Here is a 12,753-nt window from a genome sequence, read left to right on the forward strand (position 1 = left end):
TTCTCTTAACTTCCGTCATATCCCCAATAAGCTCATCTCGTTGCTTCTTGTACTCATCACGTTGTTTTCTCATCTTCTTCAACCTAGCTTCCATTACACCTAGTTGGAACCCTGTTTCATAGTTCATTCTGTTACCTCCAGTAAATGAGATGATTCAAATATGTTGCCTTTAACCTCACAGTCATATCTAAGGAAGGATTTTTTGTCTATATACTCAAAGTAATCATTTTCAGAGAGTGCACCCTCAAACATAAAATCTTTTAATTGAATACCATTTACAATATCAATAGATATCACTGCTCTATTAATTGTATCTACTAAAGACTCATCGTCGCCCGCTATCATGAGTACTCCATCTTTGAACTCAACTATATCTCCCGCATATATTTCGTTGTTGTTTTTGTCTTTAAGTCCTGTACTTTGCATAAGTTCTACATCTTTGAAATCTCTTGCGTGTATTAAAGCTTCTGCTTCCGCGTAGTTTTCATAGTGAACTTCATTCTCGATGAAGTCGAATCCTACAACATCGTGTATTCTTCCTGTATATTCGTCCCACACTCGATATTTAGGCATCATTCTACTACCTCCACTTTTTCTACTTCTATGCTTGCAGTTTTGAATGGGAGCTTTTTACGAGTCAGTTTTAATACCGTATTCGTGGCTTCTTCCTCATTCGTACTTTGCACAAAATAATGCTTTTTTAATTTATAATTACATTTAGACGCTAAGAACTTGATACAAAGACTTACTTTATAGGTTTGCATCATTCTATCAACTCCCCATCTTTCCAAATCAATGTCATCGTCATGTCATCGTTTAAGATATAGAATGCTTTAGTAGGAAAAATATTGTCGTCTTCAAAACGTTCGTTCAAACTGATACCTTTGTGTAATGCGGATTTATAGACTCCTTCTTGAATCTCATATACCTCTAACAACCTATCAAACTTAGTCTCTTCCGTTACTTCTTTTTCAATATCAACTATGAAGGGGATATCAATTGGAATAAAACTTGACGTCGAACACTTATTTGTATTTGGATGAAAACGAACGAATCCATCACTAAATCCTGTTGAAAAAAACATTTTTCCTTGTGATAGATCCGGATTTTCTCGCGCCCATTTAATTAATTCATCTAATCTCATTTCTTTTTTAACTTTGATTTTCATTGTTATATCTCCTCTTGAACAGTAAATTTATCGTTAATTGATACATATCCAGTCACATTACATAAGATGCTATCAACATGAAAAGTCACAAAACAGTTGCGCTCAACATCATTTGAATAGAATCTTTTATTACCTGATAACTTGGGGTTATCCCAAGCCCATTGGATAAGTTCAGGTAAATTCATTTCTTTTTCAATTTTGATTTTCATTGTTTCCGCCCTTTTAAAATAAAGTTAGTTGCTTCTGTTCCTCATATTCCAAATCACTTTGCTTTATATATGTTTCAAGCTCTTCCGCTGTATCAAATGTCTTTTTCACACCTTGCCAACCTGGCACGATATGACCGTGAAAGTAATAAGTGCCATTTACTACATGGATATGTGCCACTCGTTCGTTATCCTGATACAGATATCTCTTAGAGCCGAAAAAATGTTTTAAGTATTCTTTACGTCCGCTATCTGTCATGGTCATCACTCCCACAAGTCAAATACTCTATCGACGTAAAACTTCGCCTTTGCTAAATCCTCATGACCATTCTTTAACGGTGCTCTAGACAAGTATTTAATTGCATTACCTATTGCGAATGCTAATTGTGGTGGGTACTGTGCCGTAACTTGTTCAATAAAATCTATAATTTCAATGTCGCCGTATGTGTAATGCGCAGGTTGCTTAACGTTGTCTTGCGTTTTGTTCATATCTACTTTTCTGTTACTGATTATGCTCATTATGCTTCACTCCATTTCTTGAACATTTGGTTATAAGTGACATCGAACCAGTACGGATCACGTGAATGTTTTTGAGGCGTTCCATCATAAAGCCATGGTCTCAATCTTCTCTTTCTTTCTTCTTCATATTCCGCTCTCACATTTCGTTGGTATAGGTTCAAAATCGCTTTTTTTCTGATTTTTTCTCTCTCTTTTTCTTCATCTTTTATTTGACTCTTCATATATTCAACTTCATCTTTAGATTTTGAGTCTTTTCTTCCACACAATAATTCATCGCCGCGCATTTTATGTTTGTATCTGTATCTAAGAAGTTCTGGAGATATATGATATTTTTCTGAAACTTCTCTCAATGTCATTAGTTTTCCTTTGATACGCACTCTTATAACTTTTCTTCTAGCCATCATTCCACCTCTAAATCTAAAACCTTGATATTTATAACGTTATATTTTAATAGTTCACCTGGATTATTAAATAAATAGTCCGCCAAATTCTCTTTTTCTTTATCAATCTGATTGTAATTAACACTTTCGACTTCTGTAGGAATTCTAATGTCAACAGAAGCATTGATATAAGCTTGATGTTGCATTCAATCACACTCCTAATCCTTCATATAAAACGGAGAAGTAAATCCGTCACTATTCAAATTCAATCCTTTTGCCCAATCGACAGGCTTATTCATGATAGTTTCGATTTCCTTAAGTCCATTTGAACCTCTAGGTATTTCTACAATTACTTCATCATGGACATGTCCAACTATTTTAAAACCTGATGCTTCAAGCCTAGCTATAGAAATCGCAAGTAAATCCCTTGCAGTTGCTTGAACAATATTCTCGACTAACTTCCCACCATACGTTTTTAACTTTGACCATTTACGGTTAAGATCTAAGCCTATAAATTCAACAACTTGACTACCCCAACTATTTTCACCAACTGAAGCTTTTGGATAAGCTAAAGCTCTTCCACTAGGCAGTTCAATCATTAGAAAACCTTTTTTCATATAAAATCTAAGTCCATGCGTATGATGCGTCTTTCGGGATTTCACAGTATTAATTGCAGCCTCTTGGCAAGCCTTCCAAAAATTAACTATGTTAGGATTTGCGTTACGCCAACTATCAACTAAACCTTGTAATTCATTTTCTTCAATGCCCATTTCCAATGCACCCATCGCTTTTAAAGCTCCAGCGCCACCTTGATAACCTAAAGCTAATTCGGACACTTTTCCCTTTTGTCTGAGAGGGTCGCCTTTAGTTATGCTTTCTACCGGGACATTAAACATTTGAGAAGCCGATGCTTCATATATCTTTCCGTGTGTGTTGAACACATCTAAACGCCATTGTTCTTTTGCATACCATGCTATGACTCTTGCCTCTATTGCAGAAAAATCACTTACTGCTAGTTCATTACCTTCTTCAGCAGTAAATGTCGTCCTAACTAATTGACTTAATAAGTCTTGAGGATGAACATTGAGTAATAAATCTAAATCGTCAAAACGTTGTTCTTTAATAAGATCTCTTGCTATTTCTAATTCAGTATCTGAAATATAATGCTTTGTTAAATTCTGAAGTTGTACACCTCTACCTGCCCATCTTCCAGTACCGGCACCGTAAAATTGAAACAGACCTCTTACCCGTTCATCACTGCACATCATGTCATGCATTTTGTTGTATTTTTTCACACTGGTTTTAGACATTTGCAATCTAATTTCTAGCATTTTTTTAGCTTTTCCTGTTGCTTCTTTTAAGTACTCCTGAACCGTTTTCTTTTGTAAATTAGGTATATCTAATCCTTGGTCATCCTTTAACCAAGCCAATAATTGTGTAGGACTATTAGGATTTTCTAAACCTGTTATATGTTTAGCTTGATTAAGCAATTCTTCTTTACTCTGCTTATCGAGCACATTAGCTCCTAACATCAATGATTTAGAAAGCTTAATACCTCTGTCGTTTATATGTTGGTCAAAAACCCAATATGCTTGTTCAATTGCAGTTACTGGAAAGTCTTTAATTTTATGAGCAATCGTCATTTCTACTTCTACATCTCGAATACAGTAATCTATAAATTGTTGCCATTTTTCAAGATCATGTTCAGGCAAGTTTCTTGTTCTTCCTCCATTAACTTTTGTTGGTTTACAAGGTATAGAGAAATAACGAATTAAATTTTTACCTGCTTTATCTTTTTGGTTTTGTAGTCTTAAAACTTCTCCAACTTTATCAAGCGAAGCAGGTAAGCCAATACGCATTGAATTAACCATTGTGCAAATCCATTCTTCAGGTGGCATCTGTTTATTAAAATGTTTAGCAAGACAAGTTCTTTCGAAATTAGCATTGAATGCATACTTTTTTACAGCAGGATCAAAAAGAGCAATTTTAAACGTCTCAAAATCAGCGTGGAAAGGCTCATTATCTACTTTAGTCATGTCAATCGCACTAATCGCTCCACCATCTATTGAATAAGCTATAATTAAAATTTCGAAATCTTCAGCTTCTGTGTATTTATAGGCACCACATTTCGAAATATCATTACTGCTATATGTTTCAATATCTATATTCATAAATCTCAAATTCTTGACACCTCAATTTCTTTAAAATTAAAGTGGGGCTAAAACCCCACCTATTGACTTATAAGAAATCCTCATCATCAGTGTCTAATTCATCGAAATCATCTTCTGCTGCACTTGCACCGCCAAGAGGTTCGCCTTTTTCTACAAGTTGAATGTTGTTCAATCCAACTGCGATACCCTTATTACCATTTGTGTTGAAAGGAAATAGATTAATTGAAGCTCTAATATAATCACCACTTACAACAGTTCCAGAATCCGTTAATCTAATTTTGTTTTGGTCAATAATACCAGGTGCTTGTTTGCTTGATGCGTTAATAAAATAAGCGTCTTGATAATTGACATCATCTTCTCTTTCAGTATCTCCATCACGTAATGGAAGTTTCAGATTTGCAGGAACTTTGCCTCCAAACTTACTAACTTTTCCTTCTTCTTTAGCAGCTTCTATAGCTTGTTCAATGGCTTTTATCGTACTTGTATCTGATTTAGGAATGATTAAACTGATTGAATACTTTGATTCTTGCCCTTCTTGCATACTGTGAGGTTCAAAAATATGTGCATATGATGCTCTTACTTTTCCTGTAATCACTTTAGTTTTATTTAATACTTTTGCTTTCATGTTTATATACCGTCCTTTTAAATTTTTATAGTTTGTCAAAATCATCTTCAGCAGATTGCTTTATAGCTGGTCGTTTATCCGACTCGGTAGCAAGTGTTAATTTACCTTGCGGCTTTTCTATAAAACCCTCTGTAATTTTAGAAAATGCTTTTTTACCAATTAATTTTTCTAAATTCGTAATGCTAAGTAACTTGGTTTCTGTAATATCTTCAGGTTTATAACCCGCTTCAACTAACTTTTCAAGCATTGCTTTTGTATCAGTTATCATTCTTCGTGAACGACCTTCTACAAGCTTCCAACCAGGATAGTTTTTATCATTTTCTTTCGCTTGATTTAGTGCATATTGTTCTACTTCATCAGCCCATTTTTTGATATCAGGCAGTTTATATAAAAGTTCTGCAATCTCTTCATCACTTAACAAATGTGGTGGCTTTTGAGGCACATTTTGCATGTATTCTGCACGTGTTCTACATGAATGATTTATCTTACAGAATCTACAATGACTACCTGCTTTAAACTCTCCTCCACCGTTATAAGCAAGTCTGGCTAATGGTTTAACAAAATCGGCTCCCCATTGAAGTAATCTTGATATTGGTAACTCTTCAGTAGAAAAGTTATCTATTCGAGGTTGTATGATAGTCATGCGAATTGTATGAATGTCATACATTAAACTAAGCAGTTCATATGCGCCCAAGCCATATAATCTAAGTTGAGGATTATCTATAGCTGAAACTTCAATGCCTTTACCATATTTAAGGTCAATAATTTCAAGTACACCACCTGAAAATATAATGACATCACCAGTTCCAAAAGATTCAGGGACGTATTTACCTAAATCTAATTTTGTTTCAAATAAAGCTATTACATCATTATCCCTACTCAAAGCTTCGTTATATTTTTCTTCTACATTAGCTACATACTCTTCCACATATTCACGCAATTCTTCGCTGTAATATTGATTTCTCTTATAATTTTGAAAAGCCTTATTAAACTCAAACTGTGTTAGGCCTTCATATTTAAGGCTGAAATATAACTCACTTAACTCATGGGCGAATGTACCTTCTTCGGCAAAAACTGTACTTTTATCTGCAATACCTTCACTTGCCTTAATACTCGGTGGGCAGTTTAGCCATTGTTTTGCTCCACTTGCACTAAGCTTTGCATGAGCTCTATTTGAGTGATCTAGCTTCATGCATTTATTCTCGCATTCATAAAATCAACAATTTTTTCATAATGCTCTTCTTTGATAGTAGATAGCTTATCCGCACCAAGTTCGTTAAGTTTATTTCTAAATTCTTTCTTATCAGAAGTATCTGCTTTTTTAAGGAACTCTTTTCCTACTGATAAAACATAATCTTTAGTTAAATCAGCAGAAGTTTCCTTAACTTCTTCAATTGATTCCAGTTGAGCTGTTTCTTCTTTTGGCATTGGTGCTTCTTTAACTTTCTCTTGTACAATTGATGAATCTACTGTTGATAGTTCAGTGTTTAACACACGTAAATTGTTATTTAATAGTTTTAATTCTTCAAAAATATCTTCTAATATTGCCATTGATTAAATCCTCCTACCATTTCATGACTAAGTTCATTAGTTTGTCCTGTTCATCTGTGTTTTCTTCAATCCATTCATTTACAACGTCATGTATTGCATCCATTGCAATATATAGTTCGCTTAAATCTATGACATGAAATGATTTAAACGGAACATTATTCATATCCTTGATTTGTATACTGATACCATCATGCCTCTTCATCGCGGACACTTTAAATTCGAACCCGTTAAAGCTGATAATTTTATTTTTTATCTCACCAATTTTGTAATACATCTTTCTCGTCCTCCTTGTCTTCTTCGTCCTCCTCTTTATCTTCTTCGTTTTGTAATTCATAAATTTTGTTTTTTAGTTTTATATTTTCTTTTTCCAATTTTTCGTTTTTTCTTTCTTCCTCAAAATACTTACCTCTATAAGTATCTTCTTCTTTATCTTTAACAGCCTTTATTTCAATAAGTTTTCTGTACTCGTTCAATGTGATTGTTACTGTCAATTCTTGATTTGCTACAAAGTTATCTTCTTCATTTCTGTATCCTGAGAAATCTTTAGTGTAATAATGTTGTTCAGTTTTAATATTTTCAGCCATAGTTGACTACCTCCGTATATTTTGATTTAATTAAGTTGTATATTTTGATAAATGTTTGTCACTGTTACTTGTTGACGCAAGTAGCAGTTTTTTTATTCTTCATAAAAGTATTCTTTGTAGTATATGAATGTTGCGATACTTGCGAATCCCGCAATTGACCATGCTGTAGTGAAGTATAGAAACGGCATGAGTACAATCGCTAAGACTGTGAAGCACAGTACTGCTATTAAGTAGCTTTTATATGTGTCGCTCATTTAATATCCTCCTAATACCATTTTTTATGCTTTCTGATCAAATACTCTTCCAATTTAGAAATATTAATCAGAGTGCCTGTTGGTGAATAATCAATGTATAAATTTTCTACACCTAAATTATCTTTGCGGTAATATTTCAACCAGTTGTATACTGTACTTCTACATACTCCAAACAATTGATGGATTTGTGTAGGTGTTGCGTATAACTTTTTCACAAATTTTTCTTCGCCTCTATATGTGTTTTCTGGTGTTGGTGGTACTATGATTTTTGGCATCTCTATCACTCCTTTCGATAAATGTTAAATTTTGCTATTATTCGCTCTGTATTGAAGTTCTCTATCTAATACATAGAAGACTTTGTTTATTTCTAAGTAGCTGTAATCACTTTTTTTAATACTTCCTAATATTTCCTTTCTTAGTCGACGTTCATTTTCTGTTAAAGATTCTACTGACGCATGATCTCTTCTGAAAATCCTTGGTATGATTATGTCTAACCCTTCTGATTTTTTGTTCATTTGTTGTTCCACCTTTCGTGTATAATGTTGTTATCAACCTGAGGAGGTGATAAGTATACATAAGAGATTGCTCACTCAATATTTAGATAAAGAAATCGTTACTTCTTTAGATTTACATTTAATTAATGGTGAAGTTATTAAAGTACAAGAACATATAAAAGATGCTGAAAGCAAAACTCTACACATCATTCATCCAAAAGATAGAGTTGTCAGTTTAGATCATGTTTTGTATTTCGACATTAACGTTAAAGGTGAAAAGAATAACGATAGTCCTTATCCATCTTAAAATCCATAGTGCTTATAGTTATTTGCTATTTGTTGACAGTTATCACTGGCAAGTCCTACCTTGTCAGCTTGGTAACTGTATTGATTATTTACTTCATTTACTAATCGATTCCATTCGTCTCTTGGTATATCTTCAAGAAGTAAGAGAATCATCTTTAATTTTTCTTCGTTCATTTGTTGTTCCTCCTTTTAAGTTGTTTATGTCCATTTGTTACATTACCTAAAAGTTATAAAAAGTTATACGAAGGTCAAAAAATTTAGACCTTTATCTGGTCTACCTCAATATCATATAACTTTGCTAAAGCGTAAACTGTAACATTACTTAAATTAGTGTCATCCTTTTCCCAATGACCAACTGTCTTTGCATTGACGCCCAATATATCTGCTACTTCTTGCTGTTTCAAGTCCCTTACAAGTCTCCATTTTCTTACGGATAATTGTTCCGGCATGTCGTCCACCTCCCTTTCACACGTATAACTTTATATTACTTTGTATTACTTGTCAACAGATAAAGTTATATTTCTTCATAAAAAGTTATAAAAAGTATTGTAAAGTAATGTCGGTTATGGTAAGTTAATATTACATTAAGTAATATTAAAGGAGACAACTATGGAGAATAATAAAGTCAGAAAAATTTTATCTGAAAACCTTCAAGAACTTATGAATGATAAAAATATTGATCAGAGAGAACTTGCTGAAGCTATTGGAGTTTCTCAACCTACAGTCTCCAATTGGATTCAACAAACTAAATATCCACGAATTAAAAGAATTCAACAACTTGCAGATTACTTCAATGTACCGAAATCAAGAATTACTGAATCAAAAAAAGATATACATCAAGAAACAATTGCTGCTCATTTTGATAAGGAGGGATTAACTGAAGAAGAGATTGAAGAAGTAAATAGATTCATTGAATGGGTTAGAAATAGAGACAAATAAAGGGTGTTTATATTGGGATTATACGAAGAACTTTGCATAAATAACGAAAAAATAAAGATAGAAGAAACTGACCAGCTTCCAAATTTCCAACCTGGATGCTATATGAACGGAAAAATTTATATAAGGCGTAATTTATCAGAAGTACGTAAAGCAGAAGTGTTATATGAGGAACTTGCCCACCACAAGTTGACGTATGGCAACATTTTAGACCAAACAAAATGGATTAATAGAAAATTTGAAAATTATGCACGTAGACATGGTTTTACTTCAGCTGTACCGCTACATGAAATTGTAGAAGCTCACAACTACGGTGTTCGTAATTTGTACGAGTTGTCAGAGTATCTGCAGTTGAGTGAATCATACATACTAGAAGCTATAGAACAATATAAAAAGATATATGGTATTGGAACTCACTATGGCGAGTATTCTATTACGTTTGAGCCGTTGAGAGTTTTTAAATATAAGGAAATATAAACAAAGGAGAGATACATATGAAAAAAGTAATCGGACTGCTACTAGTAAGTACATTAGCTTTAACAGCTTGTGGTGAAAAAGAAAAACCAAAAAAAGAAGAAAATAAAAAGTCACAAACACAAAAACACAAAGATAGCAAACCAAAAACGCAACAAGAAAAAATGAAAAAAGTTGAAGATAAAAATCCACCTAATAATAGCATACAAAATAATTCAAACAATCAAAACCAATCACAAAACAATCAACTTAATAATAATTCAGATCCATCTAATAATACTCCTGCAAATATAAATGAAAACGATTCACAAAATACTAATTTAAATGATGAGTATGTCGTTTCGCCTGGCTGGACTAAAGATGAACAGGCTAAAGCTTTTGAAGAGTACAAAAAAGGAAAAGAAGAGGAAGCAAGAGCTGGTGCTAGCGCAGTACCAGGAGCCAATATTAACTAATAAAACAATATAAGAAAGAAGAGCTAATATGGAAACAAATAAAACAATCGATTTAATGAATTATGTGGAATTTCCAAAAAGATACACAGAGGCAAAAGGCAAATTAGTTGCACAACCAATAACTACTATAAATAGCGCAAGAAGAGTTGAAAATGAAGATATGACTGTTTGCTACATTTTAGATCAGGATGATGATGTAATGGACTTTATCTTTGACAGAGATATAATTACTGTTTACTGTCCTGAAAACGGAACTGCGACTGATGAATATTTTTGTGAAATTATATTTAACTCAGATGACACATTTACCCTAAAGCGATTATCTAATTACGTTACCATTAAAGATAGAAGCTACCCAATGTCAAAAATAAATGACGTAAACATTACGGGCAAAGTCGTCAGATTATTTAGAGATTTTAAATAAACTTGGCTTTAATTACGATTAAAAGTACCTATATAGCGTGACGAGAAAAAGGATTAAAAAAAATCAAAAAAAACGCCTACTAGTGTAGACGTTGAATGGTGGTGAGAATTTTATGGTAGATAAAAACAAAAAACAAGAAACTACTCGTAGTAACCCATTAAACAAAAGTTTTGAAAAGTCAGGCGCCAGCGAAAAATTAAAAAGCACTTTATCAGAAAAAGCTAAGAAAAAAGATTAGTATTCATTCATTAAATATAAATCCAATTTAATTTGTTGTTTAAGGTCTACAAGCGTATGTTTAATATACAATTCATCGTTTGACGGTAAATCAGATACTTTGAAATCTTGTCGCTCAACTTCTAGTAAATCGAAATCGCTACCAGCTGAATTATAGGTTTTAAGTTCACCCTCTTCAATGATTCTGTTTTCAAAGTCTTTTATAACTATAAATACTGGTTTACCGTTGTTATTAAACAACTTGTCTCTTTTGTCTAATAAGCTTATACAATCCAATTTCATAAACTTTCTGGTTATATTAATTAACCAGATAATAAATTTAACAATTAAAGGATTAAATACAAACACTGTTAAAACAAAAATAAATAGAAACAAAATATTTGCTTTTAGACCTGTAAGCAACTGAATTAAATTCAAATTTTTTAAATCAACATTATTAAAAATTATAAAACTATAAAACCATATCAAACATGTTTCAATAGAAAAAATCAATAATACAGGAGTATTGATAACCTTGTTTTTTTCACTAACTAAACCTATCATTGTTAGATATTTATATGGTATGTAACCTAAAACTCCTGTAAGAAGAAGCGCCCCTAGAAATTGAGTCATCTTATCACCTACTTTTTATTTTATTATAACACATTTAGTACCTAGTACTAAATTACGGGTAGCCCGACTACCCTTATTATTTTTTAATATTTTATAGAACATACGTTCTTGCAGGAGGTATAAACATGTGGATTGAAAAATTTAAAAACAAAAATAACGAAACTAAATACAGATACTACGAGAAGTATAAAGATCCATACACAGATAAATGGAAGCGCGTAAGTGTTGTGTTGAACAAGAATACAAAACAATCTCAAAAAGAAGCAATGTTTCGTTTAGAAGAAAAAATAAAAGAAAAACTGAACAACAAGTCGTCAAGCGAATTAAAAACTTTGACTTTTCACGCGCTATTAGATGAATGGCTTGAATATCATATAAAAACATCAGGTTCAAAGTTGACTACTCTTAATAATATAAAAATAAGAATTAGAAACATTAAACGATACAGCTCTGAGAACTTGCTTTTAAACAAACTAGATACAAAATATATGCAGATATTTATTAATAAATTATCAGATATCTATTCTCAAAATCAAGTAACCCGTCAACTCGGAGATATGAAAGGAGCTATTAAATATGCAGTTAAATTTTACAATTATCCAAATGAATATTTGTTAACTAATGTCAAAATTCCTAAAAGAAGAAAAACAATAGAGGATATCGAAAAAGATGAATCTAAAATGTACAACTATTTAGAAATGAACCAAGTCCTACAGATACGTGATCATATACTAAATGATAATAAGTTACACAAGCGAAATCGCATTTTAATTGCCAGCATCTTAGAAGTACAGGCTTTAACTGGTATGCGCATAGGAGAACTACAAGCACTGCAGGAAAAAGATATAGATTTATTAAACAAAACTATCAATATAACAGGTACAATTCACCGCATTAAATACGAGGAAGGATTCGGATACAAAGACACTACAAAGACTATAAGTTCAAAAAGAAGTATCAGCATCAATTCTAGAACCGTAGAAATTTTTAAAAAGATAATACTGGAAAACAAAATGTTGAAAAGATGGAATTCGAGCTATGTTGACAGAGGGTTCATATTCACAACAAAAAAAGGGAATCCTTTATGTAATAATCAAATCGCCGGTGTGCTTAAGAAAACTACAAAAGCTTTAAATATGAATAAGAAAGTTACCACGCACACATTTAGACATACACACATAACTTTATTAGTAGAAATGAATGTTTCTTTAAAAGCAATTATGAAAAGGGTAGGACATGTAGATGAAAAAACAACCATTCGCATATATACTCATGTAACTGAAAAAATGGATAGAGAACTAACTCAAAAACTCGAAAACATTCCAAGTTAGCTTAAATCCGCCCTTTTTTTGCCCTT

The 12,753-nt window shown here is 32.5% G+C and carries 27 protein-coding genes; 7 read left to right on the top strand and 20 right to left on the bottom strand.

Features of this window, described 5'->3' with window-relative positions:
• Positions 1 to 123 precede the first annotated feature (123 nt).
• The 17 genes from IDG63_RS09000 to IDG63_RS09080 form a co-directional block, all read right to left on the bottom strand.
• Positions 124 to 576, bottom strand: a complete 453-nt coding sequence (locus tag IDG63_RS09000) for a YopX family protein (protein ID WP_000982706.1) — start codon at positions 574 to 576, stop codon at positions 124 to 126.
• Positions 573 to 767: a hypothetical protein gene (locus IDG63_RS09005; RefSeq protein ID WP_000983953.1), complete on the bottom strand. Its 195-nt coding sequence runs from the start codon at positions 765 to 767 to the stop codon at positions 573 to 575. Before IDG63_RS09005 ends, IDG63_RS09000 begins: the two co-directional genes overlap by 4 nt.
• Positions 764 to 1,168 carry a hypothetical protein gene (locus IDG63_RS09010; protein WP_031836912.1) on the bottom strand — a complete coding sequence of 135 codons (405 nt, stop codon included), beginning with the start codon at positions 1,166 to 1,168 and terminating at the stop codon, positions 764 to 766. Before IDG63_RS09010 ends, IDG63_RS09005 begins: the two co-directional genes overlap by 4 nt.
• 2 nt (positions 1,169 to 1,170) lie before the next feature.
• Positions 1,171 to 1,377 (bottom strand): hypothetical protein, encoded by a 207-nt coding sequence (locus IDG63_RS09015; RefSeq protein ID WP_000693989.1) that lies wholly within the window; start codon positions 1,375 to 1,377, stop codon positions 1,171 to 1,173.
• A 13-nt stretch (positions 1,378 to 1,390) separates the two neighbouring features.
• Positions 1,391 to 1,639: an SAV1978 family virulence-associated passenger protein gene (locus IDG63_RS09020; RefSeq protein WP_060474161.1), complete on the bottom strand. Its 249-nt coding sequence runs from the start codon at positions 1,637 to 1,639 to the stop codon at positions 1,391 to 1,393.
• Positions 1,639 to 1,893 (bottom strand): DUF3310 domain-containing protein, encoded by a 255-nt coding sequence (locus IDG63_RS09025; protein WP_000022736.1) that lies wholly within the window; start codon positions 1,891 to 1,893, stop codon positions 1,639 to 1,641. Before IDG63_RS09025 ends, IDG63_RS09020 begins: the two co-directional genes overlap by 1 nt.
• On the bottom strand, positions 1,893 to 2,294 hold the full coding sequence (locus IDG63_RS09030; RefSeq protein WP_000113974.1) for an SA1788 family PVL leukocidin-associated protein: 402 nt from the start codon (positions 2,292 to 2,294) through the stop codon (positions 1,893 to 1,895). Before IDG63_RS09030 ends, IDG63_RS09025 begins: the two co-directional genes overlap by 1 nt.
• On the bottom strand, positions 2,294 to 2,479 hold the full coding sequence (locus IDG63_RS09035; protein ID WP_001164629.1) for a DUF3113 family protein: 186 nt from the start codon (positions 2,477 to 2,479) through the stop codon (positions 2,294 to 2,296). The genes IDG63_RS09030 and IDG63_RS09035 overlap by 1 nt, the downstream gene beginning before the upstream one ends.
• A gap of 12 nt (positions 2,480 to 2,491) precedes the next feature.
• A complete protein-coding gene (locus IDG63_RS09040) occupies positions 2,492 to 4,444 on the bottom strand; it encodes a DNA polymerase (RefSeq protein ID WP_016060003.1) in 1,953 nt (650 codons plus the stop codon).
• A 67-nt stretch (positions 4,445 to 4,511) separates the two neighbouring features.
• Positions 4,512 to 5,069 carry a DUF2815 family protein gene (locus IDG63_RS09045; protein ID WP_000645048.1) on the bottom strand — a complete coding sequence of 186 codons (558 nt, stop codon included), beginning with the start codon at positions 5,067 to 5,069 and terminating at the stop codon, positions 4,512 to 4,514.
• Positions 5,070 to 5,094: 25 nt separating this feature from the next.
• Positions 5,095 to 6,261 (bottom strand): DUF2800 domain-containing protein, encoded by a 1,167-nt coding sequence (locus IDG63_RS09050; protein ID WP_000762552.1) that lies wholly within the window; start codon positions 6,259 to 6,261, stop codon positions 5,095 to 5,097.
• Positions 6,258 to 6,620, bottom strand: a complete 363-nt coding sequence (locus IDG63_RS09055; protein WP_000985979.1) for a hypothetical protein — start codon at positions 6,618 to 6,620, stop codon at positions 6,258 to 6,260. Before IDG63_RS09055 ends, IDG63_RS09050 begins: the two co-directional genes overlap by 4 nt.
• 13 nt (positions 6,621 to 6,633) lie before the next feature.
• Positions 6,634 to 6,894: a DUF1108 family protein gene (locus tag IDG63_RS09060; protein ID WP_031786849.1), complete on the bottom strand. Its 261-nt coding sequence runs from the start codon at positions 6,892 to 6,894 to the stop codon at positions 6,634 to 6,636.
• Positions 6,875 to 7,204, bottom strand: coding sequence for a hypothetical protein (locus IDG63_RS09065; RefSeq protein ID WP_016060011.1), 330 nt, complete (start codon positions 7,202 to 7,204; stop codon positions 6,875 to 6,877). The genes IDG63_RS09060 and IDG63_RS09065 overlap by 20 nt, the downstream gene beginning before the upstream one ends.
• 92 nt (positions 7,205 to 7,296) lie before the next feature.
• Positions 7,297 to 7,458 (bottom strand): DUF1270 family protein, encoded by a 162-nt coding sequence (locus IDG63_RS09070; protein ID WP_064125802.1) that lies wholly within the window; start codon positions 7,456 to 7,458, stop codon positions 7,297 to 7,299.
• 11 nt (positions 7,459 to 7,469) lie between these two features.
• Positions 7,470 to 7,733, bottom strand: coding sequence for a helix-turn-helix domain-containing protein (locus IDG63_RS09075; RefSeq protein ID WP_001124198.1), 264 nt, complete (start codon positions 7,731 to 7,733; stop codon positions 7,470 to 7,472).
• Positions 7,734 to 7,757: 24 nt separating this feature from the next.
• On the bottom strand, positions 7,758 to 7,973 hold the full coding sequence (locus IDG63_RS09080) for a hypothetical protein (RefSeq protein ID WP_064135390.1): 216 nt from the start codon (positions 7,971 to 7,973) through the stop codon (positions 7,758 to 7,760).
• 67 nt (positions 7,974 to 8,040) lie between these two features.
• Between IDG63_RS09080 and IDG63_RS09085 the strand changes: the two genes are divergently transcribed.
• Entirely contained in the window at positions 8,041 to 8,259 is a 219-nt protein-coding gene (locus IDG63_RS09085) for a hypothetical protein (RefSeq protein ID WP_000957729.1), read from the top strand.
• On the opposite strand, the gene IDG63_RS09090 is transcribed toward IDG63_RS09085, so the two are convergent.
• Positions 8,256 to 8,432, bottom strand: coding sequence for a hypothetical protein (locus tag IDG63_RS09090; RefSeq protein ID WP_001001356.1), 177 nt, complete (start codon positions 8,430 to 8,432; stop codon positions 8,256 to 8,258). The two genes, IDG63_RS09085 and IDG63_RS09090, sit on opposite strands and share 4 nt — an antisense overlap.
• A gap of 83 nt (positions 8,433 to 8,515) precedes the next feature.
• The gene (locus tag IDG63_RS09095) at positions 8,516 to 8,707 is read right to left on the bottom strand and encodes a helix-turn-helix transcriptional regulator (protein ID WP_001115060.1); all 192 of its coding nucleotides are present in this window, start codon (positions 8,705 to 8,707) and stop codon (positions 8,516 to 8,518) included.
• A 160-nt stretch (positions 8,708 to 8,867) separates the two neighbouring features.
• Between IDG63_RS09095 and IDG63_RS09100 the strand changes: the two genes are divergently transcribed.
• The 5 genes from IDG63_RS09100 (at position 8,868) to IDG63_RS09120 (ending at position 10,785) form a co-directional block, all read left to right on the top strand.
• Complete coding sequence (locus tag IDG63_RS09100; RefSeq protein WP_000429766.1) at positions 8,868 to 9,197, top strand: helix-turn-helix domain-containing protein; 330 nt, start codon at positions 8,868 to 8,870, stop codon at positions 9,195 to 9,197.
• Between the two features lie 12 nt (positions 9,198 to 9,209).
• On the top strand, positions 9,210 to 9,671 hold the full coding sequence (locus tag IDG63_RS09105; RefSeq protein WP_000525000.1) for an ImmA/IrrE family metallo-endopeptidase: 462 nt from the start codon (positions 9,210 to 9,212) through the stop codon (positions 9,669 to 9,671).
• Positions 9,672 to 9,688: 17 nt separating this feature from the next.
• Positions 9,689 to 10,123, top strand: a complete 435-nt coding sequence (locus tag IDG63_RS09110) for a hypothetical protein (protein WP_000755718.1) — start codon at positions 9,689 to 9,691, stop codon at positions 10,121 to 10,123.
• 28 nt (positions 10,124 to 10,151) lie between these two features.
• On the top strand, positions 10,152 to 10,547 hold the full coding sequence (locus tag IDG63_RS09115) for a hypothetical protein (protein WP_000449655.1): 396 nt from the start codon (positions 10,152 to 10,154) through the stop codon (positions 10,545 to 10,547).
• Positions 10,548 to 10,638: 91 nt separating this feature from the next.
• Positions 10,639 to 10,785 carry a hypothetical protein gene (locus IDG63_RS09120; RefSeq protein WP_001795334.1) on the top strand — a complete coding sequence of 49 codons (147 nt, stop codon included), beginning with the start codon at positions 10,639 to 10,641 and terminating at the stop codon, positions 10,783 to 10,785.
• On the opposite strand, the gene IDG63_RS09125 is transcribed toward IDG63_RS09120, so the two are convergent.
• A complete protein-coding gene (locus tag IDG63_RS09125; protein WP_000191466.1) occupies positions 10,782 to 11,396 on the bottom strand; it encodes a hypothetical protein in 615 nt (204 codons plus the stop codon). The two genes, IDG63_RS09120 and IDG63_RS09125, sit on opposite strands and share 4 nt — an antisense overlap.
• Positions 11,397 to 11,521: 125 nt before the next feature.
• Here IDG63_RS09125 and IDG63_RS09130 point away from each other — a divergent pair, with 125 nt between their 5' ends.
• On the top strand, positions 11,522 to 12,727 hold the full coding sequence (locus IDG63_RS09130; protein WP_000264751.1) for a tyrosine-type recombinase/integrase: 1,206 nt from the start codon (positions 11,522 to 11,524) through the stop codon (positions 12,725 to 12,727).
• The last annotated feature ends 26 nt before the right edge of the window (positions 12,728 to 12,753 follow it).

The organism is Staphylococcus sp. EG-SA-14, assembly GCF_017151935.1.
GTDB lineage: Bacteria > Bacillota > Bacilli > Staphylococcales > Staphylococcaceae > Staphylococcus > Staphylococcus aureus.

Excerpts from the sequence above, each read along its gene's own strand:
- IDG63_RS09100 (WP_000429766.1), top strand. The coding sequence starts at position 8,868 with ATGGAGAATAATAAAGTCAGAAAAATTTTATCTGAAAACCTTCAAGAA.
- IDG63_RS09065 (WP_016060011.1), bottom strand. The coding sequence starts at position 7,204 with ATGGCTGAAAATATTAAAACTGAACAACATTATTACACTAAAGATTTC.
- IDG63_RS09000 (WP_000982706.1), bottom strand. The coding sequence starts at position 576 with ATGATGCCTAAATATCGAGTGTGGGACGAATATACAGGAAGAATACAC.
- IDG63_RS09015 (WP_000693989.1), bottom strand. The coding sequence starts at position 1,377 with ATGAAAATCAAAATTGAAAAAGAAATGAATTTACCTGAACTTATCCAA.
- IDG63_RS09070 (WP_064125802.1), bottom strand. The coding sequence starts at position 7,458 with ATGAGCGACACATATAAAAGCTACTTAATAGCAGTACTGTGCTTCACA.
- IDG63_RS09130 (WP_000264751.1), top strand. The coding sequence starts at position 11,522 with ATGTGGATTGAAAAATTTAAAAACAAAAATAACGAAACTAAATACAGA.
- IDG63_RS09080 (WP_064135390.1), bottom strand. The coding sequence starts at position 7,973 with ATGAACAAAAAATCAGAAGGGTTAGACATAATCATACCAAGGATTTTC.
- IDG63_RS09005 (WP_000983953.1), bottom strand. The coding sequence starts at position 767 with ATGATGCAAACCTATAAAGTAAGTCTTTGTATCAAGTTCTTAGCGTCT.
- IDG63_RS09115 (WP_000449655.1), top strand. The coding sequence starts at position 10,152 with ATGGAAACAAATAAAACAATCGATTTAATGAATTATGTGGAATTTCCA.
- IDG63_RS09075 (WP_001124198.1), bottom strand. The coding sequence starts at position 7,733 with ATGCCAAAAATCATAGTACCACCAACACCAGAAAACACATATAGAGGC.
- IDG63_RS09020 (WP_060474161.1), bottom strand. The coding sequence starts at position 1,639 with ATGACCATGACAGATAGCGGACGTAAAGAATACTTAAAACATTTTTTC.
- IDG63_RS09050 (WP_000762552.1), bottom strand. The coding sequence starts at position 6,261 with ATGAAGCTAGATCACTCAAATAGAGCTCATGCAAAGCTTAGTGCAAGT.
- IDG63_RS09110 (WP_000755718.1), top strand. The coding sequence starts at position 9,689 with ATGAAAAAAGTAATCGGACTGCTACTAGTAAGTACATTAGCTTTAACA.
- IDG63_RS09055 (WP_000985979.1), bottom strand. The coding sequence starts at position 6,620 with ATGGCAATATTAGAAGATATTTTTGAAGAATTAAAACTATTAAATAAC.
- IDG63_RS09045 (WP_000645048.1), bottom strand. The coding sequence starts at position 5,069 with ATGAAAGCAAAAGTATTAAATAAAACTAAAGTGATTACAGGAAAAGTA.
- IDG63_RS09030 (WP_000113974.1), bottom strand. The coding sequence starts at position 2,294 with ATGGCTAGAAGAAAAGTTATAAGAGTGCGTATCAAAGGAAAACTAATG.
- IDG63_RS09060 (WP_031786849.1), bottom strand. The coding sequence starts at position 6,894 with ATGTATTACAAAATTGGTGAGATAAAAAATAAAATTATCAGCTTTAAC.
- IDG63_RS09025 (WP_000022736.1), bottom strand. The coding sequence starts at position 1,893 with ATGAGCATAATCAGTAACAGAAAAGTAGATATGAACAAAACGCAAGAC.
- IDG63_RS09090 (WP_001001356.1), bottom strand. The coding sequence starts at position 8,432 with ATGAACGAAGAAAAATTAAAGATGATTCTCTTACTTCTTGAAGATATA.
- IDG63_RS09125 (WP_000191466.1), bottom strand. The coding sequence starts at position 11,396 with ATGACTCAATTTCTAGGGGCGCTTCTTCTTACAGGAGTTTTAGGTTAC.
- IDG63_RS09040 (WP_016060003.1), bottom strand. The coding sequence starts at position 4,444 with ATGAATATAGATATTGAAACATATAGCAGTAATGATATTTCGAAATGT.
- IDG63_RS09010 (WP_031836912.1), bottom strand. The coding sequence starts at position 1,168 with ATGAAAATCAAAGTTAAAAAAGAAATGAGATTAGATGAATTAATTAAA.
- IDG63_RS09035 (WP_001164629.1), bottom strand. The coding sequence starts at position 2,479 with ATGCAACATCAAGCTTATATCAATGCTTCTGTTGACATTAGAATTCCT.
- IDG63_RS09095 (WP_001115060.1), bottom strand. The coding sequence starts at position 8,707 with ATGCCGGAACAATTATCCGTAAGAAAATGGAGACTTGTAAGGGACTTG.